We start from the raw sequence: 15,991 nt of genomic DNA, 5'->3' as shown, positions 1-15,991 counted from the left end.
CCTGCTCTTTCGATCATCCCACCGCGCCGCAACCGGCGCACGCCCTCAGACGGCGGCGGGGCTGCGCGGCAGGCGCTCGATCCCGTGCAGGCGGTGGTGCTCGCGGGCCGTGAGCAGCCGCTCGGCGGTCTCGGTGGCGTGGCGGACCTTGGGGGTGGCCAGCCGCTTGCGCCGGTAGATCCGGTCGACATAGCCGCGCGGGCCGATCAGCACCCGCTCCTGGGCGTAGGCCGCGCGCATGGCGTCGGTCAGCGCGGTGTCCAGGGCCACGCCGCGCCGGTGGAGTTCGGCGTAGTCGGCGCCCTCGCGCTGGGCGCGCTCCAGCGCCTCCTCGGCCTCGGCGACCGCGCGCACCAGGTCGGGAAGACGCTCGGCGGTCTGCTGGTCTTCGGCAAAGCGGCGGCGTGCCGCGTCGTCGACCTTCCGGCCTGCCAGGGCCATGTTCACTCCTGATCGTGTGTGGGCGACTAGGGGGGTGTGTCGATCGATGGGGTGTCGAGCCTCCACTTTAGAGGTGGGCAAGATCACCTGGCGAGAGGTTCGGCGTTTCCCGACACCACCTTTACAAAGTAATCCTAGGATGGGCGACCGTGAGTCGAAACAACGCCGGTCTGACCGAGGACCGCATCATCACCGAGGCCCTGCGCATCATCGACGGGCAGGGGCTGCGCCGGCTGACCATGCGCCGCCTCGGCGACGCCCTGGAGGTGGAGGCCATGGCCATCTACCACCACTTCCCGCTGGGCAAGGAGCAGCTCTTCGACGCCATCGTCGCCTACGTCAGCGACGTCGCGCGCCCGGCCGCCGACGAGGGCGGCGCGGACGGGGCCGGCGGGGAGGCCGACTCCGACGGGGAGGAGCGGGAGCCGGCCGCGCCCGACCCCCGGCCCTGGGACGAGCGGCTGCGCGCCTGGGCCGCCGACTACCGCCGCGCCCTGCTGGCCCACGCCCAGGCGCTGCCCCTGTTCATCCACCGCCGCCCCGACACCGAGGCCGCGATGCGCTCCCTGGAGGTGCTCTACGCCGCCTTCACCGAGGCCGGCCTGGCGGGCGCCGACGTGGTGCGGGCCGCGGCCGCACTGGACTCCTACGTCACCGGAGCCGTGGTGCGCGAGGTCCGGGCCGAGGGCCTGCCCGCCCAGCGCCCGGCCGCGCTCGACGGCCGCTTCCCGCACGTGACCGCGCTGCGCGAGGTGCGGCCCGACCCCGAGGCGGTGTTCACCGCCGGCCTGGACGCGCTGCTGCGCGCGCTGACCGCCCCGGCGGCCTCCGCCTAGGCGGCCCCCCGCCCCGTGCCCGGGCGCGCCGCCCAGGCCGTGCGGGCGCGCGCTCACTCGGCCAGGCCCAGCTCCTGGGCGGCGATGGCGGCCTGGACCCGGCTGCGCAGGCCCAGCTTGGCCAGGATGCGGCTGACGTGGGTCTTGGTCGTGGTCTCGGTGATCCCCAGCCGCCGGGCGATCTGCCGGTTGGACAGGCCCTCGCCCACGCAGCCCAGCACCTCTCGCTCGCGCGGGGTCAGCTCGGCCACCGCCGCCGGGGGGATCTGCGCCGTCGGGGCCCCGCCCGCGGCGGCGCCCCGGGCTGCGCCCATCGCCCCGGCGCCGCCGGCGAACTCCCGGATGAGCCGGCGCGTCACCGCCGGGGCGATCATGCCCTCGCCGCGCGCCACCACCCGCACCGCCTCGGTGAGGTCGTCGGCCTCGATGTTCTTCAGCAGGAACCCCGCGGCGCCCGCGCGCAGCGCGCCGAAGACGTACTCGTCCAGGTCGAAGGTCGTCAGGATCAGCACGTCGATCCCCTGGGCCGCCAGCTCGCGGGCGGCGGTGATGCCGTTCTTGCGCGGCATGCGCACGTCCATCAGCACCACGTCGGGCCGGGCGCGCAGCGCCGCCGCCACCGCCTCCTCCCCGTCGGCGGCCTCGGCCACCACCTCGATGTCGGGCGCGGAGTCCAGGATCATCACCAGCCCCGACCGCACCGCCCACTGGTCCTCGGCCACCACGACCCGGATCACGTCGCCTCCTCGTCCTCGGCCGCCGCGCCGACCCGGCCGGCGGTCCTCGCGGCGGGCTCGGGGCCCGCCGCGTCGTCGTCCTCGGGCAGCGGGAACTCCGCGCACACCCGCCACTCGCCGGGGTCCTCGGGCGCCGGCCCGGCCGCGAACACGCCGCCGAGCAGGTCCACCCGCTCGCGCATGCCCGTCAGGCCCGCGCCCGCGCCGTGCTCGGCCGCCCACACCGGATCGGCCCGCCCCGCTCCGCCGGCGGCCGCCGGGGCGACGCGGTTGCGCGCGGTCAGCCGCAGCCGCGCGCCGCGCCGCCGCGGCACGAACTCCACCTCCACCTCCACCCGCTTGGGGCCGGCGTAGCGCAGGGCGTTGGTCAGCGACTCCTGCAGCACCCGGTAGGCGGCGGCGTCGGTGGGCCCGGGCAGCGGCCGGGGCGTCCCGCGCCGCTCCACGCGCACCTCCAGCCCGGCCTCGCGCGCCGCCGCGTAGAGGCGGTCGGCGTCGGCCAGGCGCGGGGTCACCGCCTCCAGGTCGGGGGTGTCGTCGGCGTCGCGCAGGACCCGGATCATCTCGCGCATCTCGCTGAGGCCGTGCAGGCTGCTGTCGCGCACGACGGTGAGGATGCGCCGCACCCGCTCGGGGTCGGGCTCGCGCATCGACAGCGCCGCGGTGGACTGCACGGCGATCGCGCTGAGGTGGTTGGCGATCACGTCGTGCAGCTCGCGCGCCACCCGGCCGCGCTCGTCGGCGATGGCGTTGCGCCGGTCCAGCTCGGCCATGCGCCGCACCTGCTGGGTGCGCTCGCGCTCCAGCGCCATGCGGTTGCGGTACTCGCGGACCGTGACACCGCTGGTCACCGGGCTGCCGAACACCAGCACGTAGACGCCGATCATCTGCAGCACGACCAGGGGGTAGTCGATCTCGCCGATGACGAGCAGGTAGACCATGACCGCCGTCACCGCGACACCGCCCACGACGACCGCGGCCAGCGTGCCGTAGGCCAGCCGGCGGCGGCCCCACGCGCAGACGGCGTAGAAGGCGTCGCCGTAGTTGAAGACCACCATGGTGGAGGGCCCGAGCACGGCGTCGACCGCGGTGACCCCGGTGGACAGCAGCAGGACCAGGCCGGGGTGGGTGCGCCGGAACGCCATCAGCGAGGAGCTGGCCGCCAGGGTGAGCAGCAGCCAGTGCGGGTCGACCCCGTCGCGGTGCACGAACCCGCCCACGCCCCACACCAGCAGGCCGAATCCGAACGCGGTCAGCGCCCACAGCGCGCTGCCGACGTAGATCCGGCCGCCCAGGATCCGTCGGTCCAGCAGTTCCCGGCGCCGCAGCAGCGCCCTCCACGCTCTCACGGCTCCATCTCAGCATGTCGGCGGCCGCCGCGCGTACATCGAAGGTGGTATCCGATCTCGTCGTCCCCGACGATCCGCCGCAAGGGGCCGGCGGCGATGCTGGAGGGGACGGATCCAGAGGGGACCGGCAGAGGAAGGGGGCGGCCCGCCGTGGTCGTGGGAGTGATTCTGGCGTGCGAGGTCCTGTTCTGGGTGCTCGTGCTGGGCGGCCTGTCCGCCCGCTACCTGCTGCGCATGAAGCGGCTGAGCACGGTCCTGCTGCTGCTGGTGCCCGTGCTGGACGTGGTGCTGCTCGCCGTGATCGCCGGTCACCTGGCGACCGGCGGTACCGCCGACGCCGGCCACGGGCTGGGCGCCCTCTACCTGGGGTTCACGGTCGCCTACGGGCACAGCCTGATCGCCTGGGCCGACGCGCGGTTCGCGCACCGGTTCGCCGGCGGGCCGCCGCCGGTGAAGCCGCCCAAGCGCGGCCCGGCGCGCATCCGCTACGAGGTGGCGGCCTGGCTGCGCGCGCTGGTGGCGGCGACGCTGGGCGCGGCGGCCCTGGGCGTGCTGATCTGGTCGGTGGGCGACATCGAGCGGACCCGGGCGCTGCTCCAGTTCTTCCAGCCGCTCGCGATGTTCCTGGTCATCCACACCGTGATCTCGGTGTGGGACATCTCCTCGGCGCTGGGACGGCCCGCGGCGGACACCCGCGAGGACGGTGCGGCCGCCGCGGCGGGCGCCGAGGGGGCCGCGCGCCGCTGAGGCGGGGACACGGGCGGCCGGGAGTGCGGCGCCCGGGGCGGTGCGGCCCCGGGCGCCGCGTCCGGTCAGGCCGCGGTGCTCTCGCGCCGCAGCCGGGCCCGCTCGGCGCGCAGCTCGCGCGCCTCGGTCGGGTCCAAGACAGGGGCGGCGGCCAGCAGCTCGCGGGTGTAGTCGTGCCGGGGCGACTCATACACCGCGTCGCTGTCGTTGATCTCGACGATTTTGCCCTTGCGCATGACCGCGACCCGGTCGCTGACCTGGCGGACCACCGCCAGGTCGTGCGCCACGAAGATGTAGGTCAGGTTGAAGTCGTCCTGCAGCTCGTCCAGCAGCCGCAGCACCTGGTCCTGCGTCGACACGTCCAACGCCGACACCGGCTCGTCGCAGATCACCAGCTTGGGCCGCAGGATCAGCGCCCGCGCGATCGCGATCCGCTGCCGCTGACCCCCCGAGAACGCGTGCGGAAACCGGTTGTAGTGCCCCGGCTCCAACCCCACCCGCTCCAGCAGCTCCTGGACCCGGCGCTGGATCTCCTTGGTGTTGCGCTCGCCCTGCACCCGCAGCGCCGACCCGATGGTGTCGCCGATGGTGACCCGGGGGTTGAGCGAGGAGTAGGGGTTCTGGAAGATCATCTGGATGTCGCGGCGCAGCGGGCGCAGGTGGCGCTCGGGCAGCCGCGTGATGTCGCGGCCCTCGAACACGATCTCGCCGGAGGTGGGGGTGAGCAGCCGGGTGATCATCCGCGACAGGGTGCTCTTGCCGGAGCCGGACTCCCCCACGATGCCCAGTGTCTCGCCCTGGTGCAGGTCGAAGGAGACGTCGTCCACCGCGTAGAAGTCGGTGGCCCGGCCGAGCAGGCCGCCGCGCACCTTGAAGCGCATGCGCGCGTTGCGCACCGACAGCAGCGGCGCGCCGGGGTCGGCGGCGGACTTCTCCGGCTTGGCGGTGGCGCCGGTGCGCCGCGGCGCGGGCGCGGCCTCGGCGGCCTGGGAGCGCTCGGCGCGGACCCGGGCCCGGCGCTGGGCGCGGGAGACGTCCACGCGCGGCACGGCGGCCAGCAGCTCGCGGGTGTAGGGGTGTTCGGGGGAGGACAGCACCGTGCGCACGTCGCCGCGCTCCACGATCTTCCCGTGCTGCATGACCAGCACGTCGTCCACGGAGCCGGCGACCACGGCCAGGTCGTGGCTGACCAGGATCAGCGACATCCCCAGGTCGCGCCGCAGATCGTCCAGCAGGTCCAGGATCTGCGCCTGCACCGTCACGTCCAGCGCGGTGGTGGGCTCGTCGGCCAGCAGCACCTTGGGGTCGCACATCAGCCCCATCGCGATCAGCGCCCGCTGGCGCATGCCGCCGCTGAACTCGTGCGGGAAGGAGTTCACCCGCCGGGCGGGGTTGGGGATGCCCACCCGCTCCAGCGACTCCACAGCGCGGGCGCGCGCCTCGGCGGAGGAGGCGTTGGGCCGGTGGACGCGGTAGGCCTCCACCAGCTGGTTGCCGATCGTGTACTGGGGGTGCAGCGACGACATCGGGTCCTGGAACACCATCGCGATGTCGTTGCCGCGCATGGCCCGGACCTCGCGGTCGGCGGCGGTGGCGAGGTCCTTGCCGGCCACGCGGATCTGGCCGGTGACCTCGGCGGTGGTGCCCCGGTGCAGGCCCATGAGGGCGAGCGAGGTGGCGCTCTTGCCGGAGCCGGACTCCCCCACGATCCCCAGCGCGCCCCCGGCCGGGACCTCGAAGGAGATCCCGTCCACGGCGGTGATGCGCCCCTCCAGGGTGGGGAACGTGATGCGCAGGTCGCTGACGCTGACGACCGGGTCGGTCATGGCCGTTTCACCTTCGGTTGGGTTCGCCGCCGCGGGCGGCGTTGCGGAGCTGGGCGTGTCCATCGCGGTGCCTCCCGTGCCTCGTCAGGCGCCGACGCGGACGCGCGGGTCCGCCCAGGCGTAGAGCAGGTCCACCACCAGGTTGGCGATCACCACGAACAGGGCCGTGAACATGGTGACGCCCAGGACCACCGGCAGGTCGTTGCCGCGGATGGCGTCCACGGCGAACTTGCCCAGCCCCGGCAGCGAGAACGTGCTCTCGGTCAGCACCGCGCCGCCCAGCATCAGCCCGAAGTCCAGGCCGAAGATGGTGATGATGGGGGTCAGCGCGGCGCGCAGGCCGTGCTTGGCCACCACGGTGCGCTCGGGCAGCCCCTTGGCGCGGGCGGTGCGGATGAAGTCCTCGCCCATCGTGTCGAGCATGCCCGCCCGGGTGAGCCGCGCGTACATGGCGGCGTAGAGGAACGCCAGGGTGACCCAGGGCAGCACCAGGCTGTGCGCCCAGGCCACCGGGTTCTCCGTGAAGGGCGTGTAGGAGCCGCCGGGCGGGAAGATCGGCAGATAGTAGCTGAACAGCGCGAGCGAGACCAGGCCGGTGAAGAAGATCGGCAGGGACACCCCGGCCAGCGCGGTGATCATGGCGGCCCGGTCGATCACGCTGCCCCGGCGCAGCGCCGAGAGCACGCCGATGGACACGCCGACCACCAGCCAGATCACGGCCGCGCCGACCGCCAGCGAGGCGGTCACCGGCAGCCGCTCCAGCAACTGGGGCCACACCTCGGTGTTGGTCTTGAACGAGTAGCCGAAGCAGGGGGCGTCGCAGCGGATGACGTCGGTGCCGCTGTCGTAGTCCTGGCCCATCACGAGCCCGGACACGAACTCGTAGTACTGGACGGTGATGGGCTCGTCCAGGTTCAGCCGCTCCTTCACCGCGGCGATCGCCTCGGGACTGGGCGACTTGCCGATGTAGCGGGCCGCCAGGCCGTCGGAGTCGACACCGGCCAGCCGCGGCAGCAGGAAGAAGATCGCGAACACCACCATGCTGACGACCAGCAGCAGCACGGCGCCCGCGAGCAGGCGGCGGAGAATGTATGTGATCACAGCGGGCGGCCGGAGCCTTCACCTGCCTTGCTAAGCACGAGTAGGTCAGAGCCGGGGCGCGGGCGGCTTGTGGCCGGCCCGCGCCCGTGTCGAGCGCCGGCCGCCGCGGCGTGCGCGGCGGCCGGCGGTGGCGGCTAGTTCTGCGCGCCCGACTCCAGGCCGAGGGCGGAGTAGTCGTACATCTTGTACGCCTCGCTGAAGTACACGTTGGTCAGCTCCTGCGGACGGAACAGCAGCGCCTTCTGGTTCAGGTAGGGCAGGAAGGTCGCGGAGTCCATCGCCAGGGCGTCGACCTGGGCGTACATCTCCTCGCGCTCCTCGGCGGACTCGGTCTGGGCCGCGTCGTCGAGCAGCTGGTTGACCTCGGGGTCGTCCAGCTCGGAGAGGTTGGAGTTGCCGGCCGGCTTGATGGCGTCGCCGTGCATGATCTGCTGGAGGAAGCCGTAGCCGGAGGGCCAGTCGGCGCCCCAGCCGTAGGCCATGATGCCCAGCTCCTCGCGCTTGACGAACTCCGGCGAGCCCGCCTGCTCACTGGTGTAGCTGCCCGCGGGGTAGCCCTTGAGCTGGGTCTCGATGCCGTACTGCTGCAGCGCCTGCTGCAGGGCCTCGGCCGCCTTCTTCTCCTTGTCGCGGTCGGAGCGGTAGGCGATGTTGGTGGAGAAGCCGTCGGGCATCCCGCACTCCTCCAGGGCCCGGTTCACGTCCTCCTCGCTGCCGGACTGGCCGGGGGTGCCGTAGGGGTCGATCTCCTGGTAGCCCGGGATGGACGGCGGCAGCATGCTGGTGGCGATGTCGCCGGCCACGGAGCCGCCCCAGGCGCCCTGGAGGGCGTTCTTGTCGGCGCCGTAGAGGATGGCCTCGCGGCAGGCCTTGTTGTCGAACGGCTTCACGTTGGGGTTGATCGCGAAGTAGAGCAGGAAGCCGGTCTGCGGGTTGTCCGCGTTGGCGCTCAGCTCCTCGTCGCGGAGGATGTTCTGCCGGGCCGACGCCTCGACGCCCAGGCCGGCGATGTCGGTGTGCAGGTCACCGTTGATGAGCCGGTTGTCCCGGTCGTTCTCCTCCTGCTTCCACTGCACCTCGATGCGGTCGGGGCGGTTGCGGGTCAGGGGGTCGGTCTCGGGGTCGTACTCCTCGTTGCGGACGAGGTTGAGCTGCTGGCCGGGGTTCCAGGGCTCCTCGAACTTGTAGGGGCCCGAGGAGACGACCTCGGTCTGGTACTGGTCGCCGGTGTCGGCGTCGGCGGGGACCGGCGCGGTCTGCGGCATGGCGGCCAGGTAGTCGAACTCCGCGAACGGCTCCTTGAGGTGGAACTCGATGGTGCGCTCGTCGGGGGTGCTCACGCCCTCGAAGTTGTCGAGGTCCTCGTCCTCGTAGGGGCCGGCGTAGTCACCGGCCTCCAGGTGGAGGTTGAAGTACGTCGGGCCCTTGTTGATGATGTCGGGCGCGTAGTTGCTGCGCGCGACCGCGTAGGCGATGTCCTCGGACGTGATGGGGCTGCCGTCCTCGTACTTCAGCCCCTCCTTGAGGGTGTAGGTCCAGGTCAGGCCGTCGTCGCTGACCTTGCCGAGGTCCTCGGCGAGGTCGGGGACCAGCTCCAGGCCCTCCTCGCCGGGGGCCTGGGCGTAGGTCACCAGGGTGCGCGCGTAGAGACGGGTGAAGTCCCAGTTGGCCGCGTAGTAGGTGTTGCCCGGGTCCAGGGAGTCGAACTGGTCGGAGTGGGCGAACTGCAGCGTGCCGCCCTGCTCGGTGGACTCGTCGACGATGCTGGTGATGGCGGAGTCGTCGACGGAGACGTCGCCGCCGCCCTGGTCGCCACCACCGCCGCCGCAGGCGGTGAGGAGCATCGCCACCGATGTGCCGGCGGCGGCGAAGCCCAGCCATTTCTTGCTCACTGGCCTATGCCTTTCTCTACGCGAATCAGGTGACAGCACCGATCGGGTGCTCGGCACCGATGTGGGCCGTTCGGGGTCAGGATTGGGTGCGGGGGTCAAGCGCGTCGCGCAGGCCGTCGCCGAAGAGGTTGAACGCCAGGACGGTCAGGAAGATCGCCAGACCGGGGGCGAGCATGAAGTTGGGGGCCGAGTCGTAGTAGTCCACGGCCTCGGACAGCATGCCGCCCCAGGTGGGGGTGGGGGGTTCGACACCGACGCCCAGGAAGGAGAGCGCGGCCTCGAAGAGGATGTTGGTCGGGATCAGCAGCGTGGCGTAGACCAGGATCGGCGCGACCAGGTTGGGCAGCAGCTCCTTGCGCAGGATGTAGAAGTTGCCGGCGCCCAGGCTGCGCGACGCCTCCACGAACTCCCGCTCGCGCAGGCTCAGCGTCTGGCCGCGGATGATGCGGCCGATGTAGGGCCAGTTGAAGAAGCCGATGATGAACACCAGGATGGCGATCCGCAGGCCGTTGCCGCTCAGGCCGAAGGCGGCGTCGGGCAGGACCCCGACCATGGCCATGGCGAACAGCAGCAGCGGGAACGCCAGGAAGATGTCCATCAGCCGGCTGATGAGGGCGTCGACCCAGCCGCCGAAGTAGCCCGCGATGATGCCCATGACCGTGCCGATGACCACCGAGACCAGCGTGGCCAGGAAGCCGATGAGCATGGAGATCTGTGCGCCGTAGACGATGCGGCTGAAGATGTCGCGCCCGGTGACGGGCTCGACCCCGAGCAGGTGCTCGCCGCTGATTCCGCCCATGCCGCCCACGGGGGTGCCCAGGGCGGGGTCGATCATGTCCTGGTTCCAGGCGTCGGGCGGGTGCCCGAGCAGGTTCACGATCACCGGGGCGAACGCGGCGACCAGGGCCATGAAGACGACGAACCCGCCGCCGAACATGGCGACCTTGTCCTTGCGGAGCCGCATCCAGGCGATCTGACCGAGGGACCGGCCGCGGTCGCGCGCACCGGCGGCCTGGGCGATCGCCTCCGGCTGGGCCTCTTCGGCCTTGCCGGGCACGTCCAACGGCGCGGTCATGGCACCACTACTCCCCCACTCGTCCCGCCCGGTGCGGCGGCACACTCTTCCGGTCGGGACGCCAGGGGTTGACCCCGGCGCCCAGGCGGTGGCGCGGCCGTGTTCCGCGCCGATTCCCACCGCCCCGGTGCGCGGCGGGAGGGTCTCCCACCGCCCGCAGGGGCGGAGTCGGGCGTGCGCGTCCGCGAACGGTGGACAGATGCACCGTTACCACGCGTCCAACGCGGCACGGCGATCAATGTACGCCGCAGTAACCCACCGATCGTCCAATTCACGGTGATGTATCCCAATCGTGACGCGCGCCCCATAATTCCGTCACCTAACGTCACGTGACACAGGGCACTCACGACACGACAGAGTGTGCACCACATGGGAAGACGGCGTTCAGCGGCACGCCCAGACCGACCTGGATCGGTTGCAGCCCGTACACATAATAAGCGGATAAAAAGGTGCAAACTACGCATAACACAGTAAAAAGCGCCCGCCCTGTTCAGGGGGGCGCTGGAGAGGCGCTCACGCGGCGCCGCCGCCGGCCACCGACGGCCCGCCGGGGCCCTCAACCGGGGCCGCGCGGCGGGGTGCGGCTACTCGATCCCGTGCTTGCGCAGCAGGGCCTCGATCTCGTCGAGTTCGGCGTCGCCGCCGCCCTTGGCACCCGCGCCGGCGCCCTTGGCGCGGCCCTTGGGCGCGGGCGCGCCCTGGCCGGCGGGAGCGCCCGCGCCGCCGGTGAGGCCGGCGGCGGGCCGGCCCTTCTCGGCCGCCGGCGCGGCGCCGCCGCGCACGCCCACCCCGCGCGAGCGCATGACGCCCCCGGCGACCCACAGCACCACCGCCAGGCCGGCCACGGCCACGCCCGCCCACACGACGGGGTTGAAGACCAGGGACGCGAAGAAGCCGATCAGGTCGGTGACCAGCCGCCACGCGATCGTCATCAGCCCCATCAGGCCGGCCGCCAGCGGCAGCAGCGACCAGGCGATCCCGCGCAGCCCGGCCGCGGCCCCCCTGCGCCGCCACACCACCCACGACACGAGCAGTCCCACCAGGGTGAGGGCTGCTCCCAGCATCGGACCCGCGATCGGCAACTGTTCCTGCATGTCCTCAGTCTCGCACCGAAGGGCCGCCCCGCACATCCGGCGCGTCCCCTAGGGATGCCGGGCGCCACCGGCCGGCCCGGGACACCGCTCACGCGCCGCGGGCCAGCCGGTGGCGGTCGGCGCGCAGGCGGCGGGCCTCGTCGGGGTCCAGCACGGGCGCGGAGGCGAGCAGGCGGCGGGTGTAGGGGTGGGTGGGGGCGGTGTAGACGGTGTCGCCGTCGCCGGACTCCACGACCGCGCCCTCCTTCATCACCAGCACCCGGTCGCTGACCTGGCGGACCACCGCCAGGTCGTGCGCCACGAAGATGTAGGTCAGGTTGAAGTCGTCCTGCAGCTCGTCCAGCAGCCGCAGCACCTGGTCCTGCGTCGACACGTCCAACGCCGACACCGGCTCGTCGCAGATCACCAGCTTGGGCCGCAGGATCAGCGCCCGCGCGATCGCGATCCGCTGCCGCTGACCCCCCGAGAACGCGTGCGGAAACCGGTTGTAGTGCCCCGGCTCCAACCCCACCCGCTCCAGGAGTTCGCCCACGCGGCGGCGGATCTCGGCGGGCGGGATCCCGCTGTCCTGCACGCGCAGGCCCGCGCCGATGGCCTCGCCGATGGGGCGGCGCGGGTTCAGCGAGGAGTAGGGGTTCTGGAACACGATCTGCATGTCGCGGCGCAGCGGGCGCAGGCGGCGCTCGGGCAGCCGCGTGATGTCGCGGCCCTGGAAGACCACGCTGCCCTCGGTGGGGCGCAGCAGCCGCAGGATGACGCGGGCCAGGGTGCTCTTGCCCGATCCCGACTCCCCCACGATGCCCAGGGTCTCGCCCCGGTGCAGGTCGAAGGACACGTCGTCCACCGCGTAGAAGTCGGTGCCCCGGCCCAGCAGGCCGCCGCGCACCGTGAACCGCATGCGCACGTTGCGCACCGACAGCAGCGGGGCGTCCGGCGGCGCCTCCACGCCCGAGGCGGTCGCGGCGTCGGCCGCCGGGTCGGCGGCGGACGCGGGAGCGGGGGGCACCGCAGCGGGCGGCGCGCCGGGGCCGGCCGCTCCCCCGGCGCGCGCCGGGCGCGCGGTGCCGCCGGCGCGCTCGGCGCGGACCCGGGCCCGGCGCTGGGCGCGGGAGACGTCCACGCGCGGCACGGCGGCCAGCAGCGCGCGGGTGTAGGGGTGCCGGGGCGCCGCGAGGACGGTGCGCACGTCGCCGCGCTCCACGATCTTCCCGTGCTGCATGACCAGCACGTCGTCCACGGAGCCGGCGACCACGGCCAGGTCGTGGCTGACCAGGATCAGCGACATCCCCAGGTCGCGCCGCAGATCGTCCAGCAGGTCCAGGATCTGCGCCTGCACCGTCACGTCCAGCGCGGTGGTGGGCTCGTCGGCCAGCAGCACCTTGGGGTCGCACATCAGCCCCATCGCGATCAGCGCCCGCTGGCGCATGCCGCCGCTGAACTCGTGCGGGAAGGAGTTCACCCGCCGGGCGGGGTTGGGGATGCCCACCCGCTCCAGCGACTCCACAGCGCGGGCGCGCGCCTCGGCGGAGGAGGCGTTGGGCCGGTGGACGCGGTAGGCCTCCACCAGCTGGTTGCCGATCGTGTACTGGGGGTGCAGCGACGACATCGGGTCCTGGAACACCATCGCGATGTCGTTGCCGCGCATCGCGCGCAGCCGCCGGTCGGTGGCCGTGGTCACCGGCACGCCGGCGACCTCCACCTCCCCGCTGACCCGCGCCCGGCTGCCCCGGTGCAGGCCCAGCAGCGCCAGGGCCGCCGCGCTCTTGCCGGAGCCGGACTCCCCCACGATCCCCAGCGCGCCCCCGGCCGGGACCTCGAAGGAGATCCCGTCCACGGCCGTGACCTCGCCGTCGAGGGTGGGGAACACGATGCGCAGGTCGCGCACGGCCACCACGGGCCGCTCGGTCGCACCGCTCATGCTCGGCCTCCGGTTCGCACCCGGGGGTCGGCCCAGGCGTAGAGCAGGTCCACCACCAGGTTGGCGATGACCACGAAGAACGCGGTGAGCAGGGTGACGCCCAGGACGGCGGGCAGGTCGTTGCCGCGGATGGCGTCCACGGCGAACTTGCCCAGCCCCGGCAGCGAGAACGTGCTCTCGGTCAGCACCGCGCCGCCCAGCATCAGCCCGAAGTCCAGGCCGAAGATCGTGATGATGGGCGTGATGGCGGCCCGCAGCCCGTGCTTGGCCACCACGGTGCGCTCGGGCAGCCCCTTGGCGCGGGCGGTGCGGATGAAGTCCTCGCCCATGGTGTCGAGCATCCCGGCGCGCGTGAGCCGCGCGTACATCGCCGCGTAGAGGAACGCCAGGGTCACCCAGGGCAGCACCAGTCCGTGCGCCCAGGCCAGCGGGTTCTCCGTGAAGGGCGTGTAGCTGCCGCCCGGCGGGAAGATCGGCAGGTAGTAGGCGAACAGCGCCAGCGACACCAGGCCGGTGAAGAAGATCGGCAGGGACACCCCGGCCAGCGCGGTCATCATGGCGGCCCGGTCCAGCAGCGAGCCCCGGCGCAGCGCCGACAGCACACCCACCGCCACCCCCGCCACCAGCCAGATCACGGCCGCGCCGACCGCCAGCGAGGCGGTCACCGGCAGCCGGTCCAGCAGCTGGGGCCAGATCTCGCTGTTGGTGACGAAGGAGTAGCCGAAGCAGGGGGCGTCGCAGTGGATGACGTCGGTGCCGCTGTCGTAGTCGTAGCCGACGAACAGGCCGCGGACGAACCGCCCGTACTGCACGATGATCGGATCGTCCAGGTTGAGCCGGTCGCGCACGGCGGCGACCGCCTCGGGGGTGGGCGCGCGGCCCACGTAGCGGGTGGCCAGGGAGTCGGGCGTGGCGCCGGCCAGCCGCGGGACCAGGAAGAAGATCGCGAAGACGACCAGGCTGACCACCAGGAGCAGTCCCGCGCCGGCGATGATGCGCCGGATGATGTAGTTCAGCACGTCGCGACGGCCGGAGCCTTCACCTGCCTTCATGGGGCGGGGGCGGGGGATGCGGCGGCGGGGCGCGGGCGGGGTGCGCCCGCGCCCCGAGCGGCTACTCCTGGGCCACCCCGAGGGCGGAGTAGTCGTACATGTCCCAGGCGGGGGTGACGTAGACGTTGGTCAGGCTCTCGGGCCGGTAGAGCAGCGCCTTGATGGTGACGGTGGGCAGCATCGTGGCGGTCTCCATGGCGAGCCGGTCCACCTCGCGGTAGATCTCCTCGCGCGCGGCGGCGTCCTCGGTGCGGATCGCCTCGTCGATGAGGCTGTTGATCTCCGGTTCGTCCAGCTCGGCGAGGTTGGAGTTGCCCGACTCGGCGATCGCGTCGCCGTGCAGGATCTGGGAGAAGAACCCGAATCCGCTGTTCCAGTCGGGGCCCCAGGCGTAGATCATGATGCCCAGCTCCTCCTCGGCCACGAAGTCGGGCGAGCCCGCCTGCTCGCTGGTGTAGCTGCCGGCCGGGTAGCCCTTGATCTCGGTCTCGATGCCGTACTCGCGCAGCGTCTGCTGCAGCGCCTCGCCGGCGGCCACCTCGTAGTCGCGGTCGGAGCGCACCGAGATGTTGGTGGAGAAGCCGTCGGGGTGCCCGCACTCCTCCAGCTTCTGCCGCACCAGGTCGGGGTCGCCCTCGTGGTCGGGGGTGCCGTAGGGGTCGATCTGCTCGTAGCCGGGCACGGTGGGCGGGTACAGGCTGGTGGCGATCTCGCCGGCGGTGGGGCCGCCGTAGCCGGTCTGGATGGCCACCTTGTCGGCGGCGTACATGATCGCCTCGCGGCACGCCTTGTCGTCGAAGGGCTCCACCGACGGGGAGATCACGAAGTAGCGGGTGAAGGCGGTAAGCGGGTTGTCGGAGTTGGCCAGGTGCTGCTCGTTCTGCAGGATCGTGGCGCGCGCGGCGGTCTGCACACCGGCGCCGGCCGCGTCCACGTGCACCTCGCCCGACAGCAGCCGCTGGTCGAGGTCGTTGGCCTCCTGCTTGACCTGGAACTCGATGCGGTCGGGGCGGTTGCGCGTGAGCGGGTCGGTGTCGGGGTCGTACTCCTCGTTGCGCACCAGGCTGCCGCCCTGGCCGGCGGTGTAGCCGTCCTCCCAGCGGTAGGGGCCCGAGGACACCACCTGGGTGAAGTACTGGTCGCCGGTGTCGGCGTCGGCGGGGACGGGCGCGGTCTGCGGCATGGCGGCCAGGTAGTCGAACTCCGCGAACGGCTCCTTGAGGTGGAACTCGATGGTGCGGTCGTCGGGGGTGGTGATGCCCTCGAAGTTGTCGAGGTTGTCGTCCTCGTAGGGGCCGGCGTAGTCGCCGGCGTCCAGGTACTGGTTGAAGTACTTGGGGCCTTTGGAGAGCACGTCCAGGGCGTAGTTGCTGCGCGCGACGGCGTACTTGACGTCCTCGGAGGTGATCGGGGTGCCGTCCTCGAACCGCAGCCCCTCCTTGAGGGTGTAGGTCCAGGTCAGGCCGTCCTCGCTGACCTGCCCGAGGTCCTCGGCGAGGTCGGGCACGAGTTCCTGGCCGGCCTCGCCGGGGGCCTGGGCGTAGGTCACCAGGGTGCGCGCGTAGAACCGGGAGAAGTTGAGGGAGGCGGCGTAGTAGGTGTCGCCGGGGTCGACGGAGTCGAACTCGTCGGAGTGGGCGAAGCGCAGCGTGCCGCCCTGCTCGTCGCTGGGCCGGACGATCTCCTCCACGCCCATGTCGCGGGCGGCCTCTCCGCCTGCGCCGTCGTCGTCGCCTCCGCCGCCGGAGCACGCCGAGAGCAGGAGCACGGCGGCGGCGCCGGCGGCCGCGGCGCCTTTGAGGCGGCTTCTCCCTGGCTCTGTCATGGTGGGGGCCTTTCTCGTTCGTCCGGGGGGTGTCCCCGGAGGGGGATCGGGCGGCGGGGTCCTCGCCCTTGGTGGTGCGGGGTGCGGGGTGGGGTGCG

General features: G+C 72.6%; 13 protein-coding genes. 2 read left to right on the top strand and 11 right to left on the bottom strand.

The window, feature by feature from the left end:
• Positions 1–45 precede the first annotated feature (45 nt).
• Positions 46–441 carry a hypothetical protein gene (locus tag HNR12_RS01330; protein ID WP_179765734.1) on the bottom strand — a complete coding sequence of 132 codons (396 nt, stop codon included), beginning with the start codon at positions 439–441 and terminating at the stop codon, positions 46–48.
• A 149-nt stretch (positions 442–590) separates the two neighbouring features.
• Between HNR12_RS01330 and HNR12_RS01325 the strand changes: the two genes are divergently transcribed.
• Entirely contained in the window at positions 591–1,277 is a 687-nt protein-coding gene (locus HNR12_RS01325; RefSeq protein WP_179765733.1) for a TetR/AcrR family transcriptional regulator, read from the top strand.
• Positions 1,278–1,330: 53 nt separating this feature from the next.
• Here HNR12_RS01325 and HNR12_RS01320 read toward each other — a convergent pair whose 3' ends face one another.
• Both HNR12_RS01320 and HNR12_RS01315 read right to left on the bottom strand, forming a co-directional pair.
• Positions 1,331–2,014: a response regulator gene (locus HNR12_RS01320; protein WP_179765732.1), complete on the bottom strand. Its 684-nt coding sequence runs from the start codon at positions 2,012–2,014 to the stop codon at positions 1,331–1,333.
• Positions 2,011–3,363: a sensor histidine kinase gene (locus tag HNR12_RS01315; protein ID WP_308118973.1), complete on the bottom strand. Its 1,353-nt coding sequence runs from the start codon at positions 3,361–3,363 to the stop codon at positions 2,011–2,013. Before HNR12_RS01315 ends, HNR12_RS01320 begins: the two co-directional genes overlap by 4 nt.
• A gap of 150 nt (positions 3,364–3,513) precedes the next feature.
• Between HNR12_RS01315 and HNR12_RS01310 the strand changes: the two genes are divergently transcribed.
• Complete coding sequence (locus HNR12_RS01310; RefSeq protein ID WP_179765731.1) at positions 3,514–4,110, top strand: hypothetical protein; 597 nt, start codon at positions 3,514–3,516, stop codon at positions 4,108–4,110.
• Positions 4,111–4,175: 65 nt separating this feature from the next.
• Here HNR12_RS01310 and HNR12_RS01305 read toward each other — a convergent pair whose 3' ends face one another.
• From HNR12_RS01305 to HNR12_RS01270, 8 genes are all read right to left on the bottom strand, one after another.
• The gene (locus HNR12_RS01305) at positions 4,176–5,936 is read right to left on the bottom strand and encodes an ABC transporter ATP-binding protein (protein WP_179765730.1); all 1,761 of its coding nucleotides are present in this window, start codon (positions 5,934–5,936) and stop codon (positions 4,176–4,178) included.
• An 84-nt stretch (positions 5,937–6,020) separates the two neighbouring features.
• Positions 6,021–7,037, bottom strand: coding sequence for an ABC transporter permease (locus HNR12_RS01300; RefSeq protein WP_179765729.1), 1,017 nt, complete (start codon positions 7,035–7,037; stop codon positions 6,021–6,023).
• A 134-nt stretch (positions 7,038–7,171) separates the two neighbouring features.
• The gene (locus HNR12_RS01295; RefSeq protein WP_308118968.1) at positions 7,172–8,929 is read right to left on the bottom strand and encodes an ABC transporter substrate-binding protein; all 1,758 of its coding nucleotides are present in this window, start codon (positions 8,927–8,929) and stop codon (positions 7,172–7,174) included.
• Between the two features lie 76 nt (positions 8,930–9,005).
• Positions 9,006–10,004 carry an ABC transporter permease gene (locus tag HNR12_RS01290; protein ID WP_179765728.1) on the bottom strand — a complete coding sequence of 333 codons (999 nt, stop codon included), beginning with the start codon at positions 10,002–10,004 and terminating at the stop codon, positions 9,006–9,008.
• Positions 10,005–10,588: 584 nt separating this feature from the next.
• The gene (locus HNR12_RS01285) at positions 10,589–11,098 is read right to left on the bottom strand and encodes a cellulose synthase (protein WP_246424975.1); all 510 of its coding nucleotides are present in this window, start codon (positions 11,096–11,098) and stop codon (positions 10,589–10,591) included.
• Between the two features lie 88 nt (positions 11,099–11,186).
• Complete coding sequence (locus tag HNR12_RS01280) at positions 11,187–13,016, bottom strand: dipeptide ABC transporter ATP-binding protein (RefSeq protein WP_179765727.1); 1,830 nt, start codon at positions 13,014–13,016, stop codon at positions 11,187–11,189.
• Positions 13,013–14,035, bottom strand: a complete 1,023-nt coding sequence (locus HNR12_RS01275) for an ABC transporter permease (RefSeq protein WP_179770311.1) — start codon at positions 14,033–14,035, stop codon at positions 13,013–13,015. Before HNR12_RS01275 ends, HNR12_RS01280 begins: the two co-directional genes overlap by 4 nt.
• A 94-nt stretch (positions 14,036–14,129) precedes the next feature.
• Positions 14,130–15,893, bottom strand: a complete 1,764-nt coding sequence (locus HNR12_RS01270) for an ABC transporter substrate-binding protein (protein WP_179765726.1) — start codon at positions 15,891–15,893, stop codon at positions 14,130–14,132.
• Between the last annotated feature and the right edge of the window lie 98 nt (positions 15,894–15,991).

Source organism: Streptomonospora nanhaiensis, from assembly GCF_013410565.1.
Classification (GTDB): domain Bacteria; phylum Actinomycetota; class Actinomycetes; order Streptosporangiales; family Streptosporangiaceae; genus Streptomonospora; species Streptomonospora nanhaiensis.
This window is presented reverse-complemented; position numbering and strand designations above follow the sequence as displayed.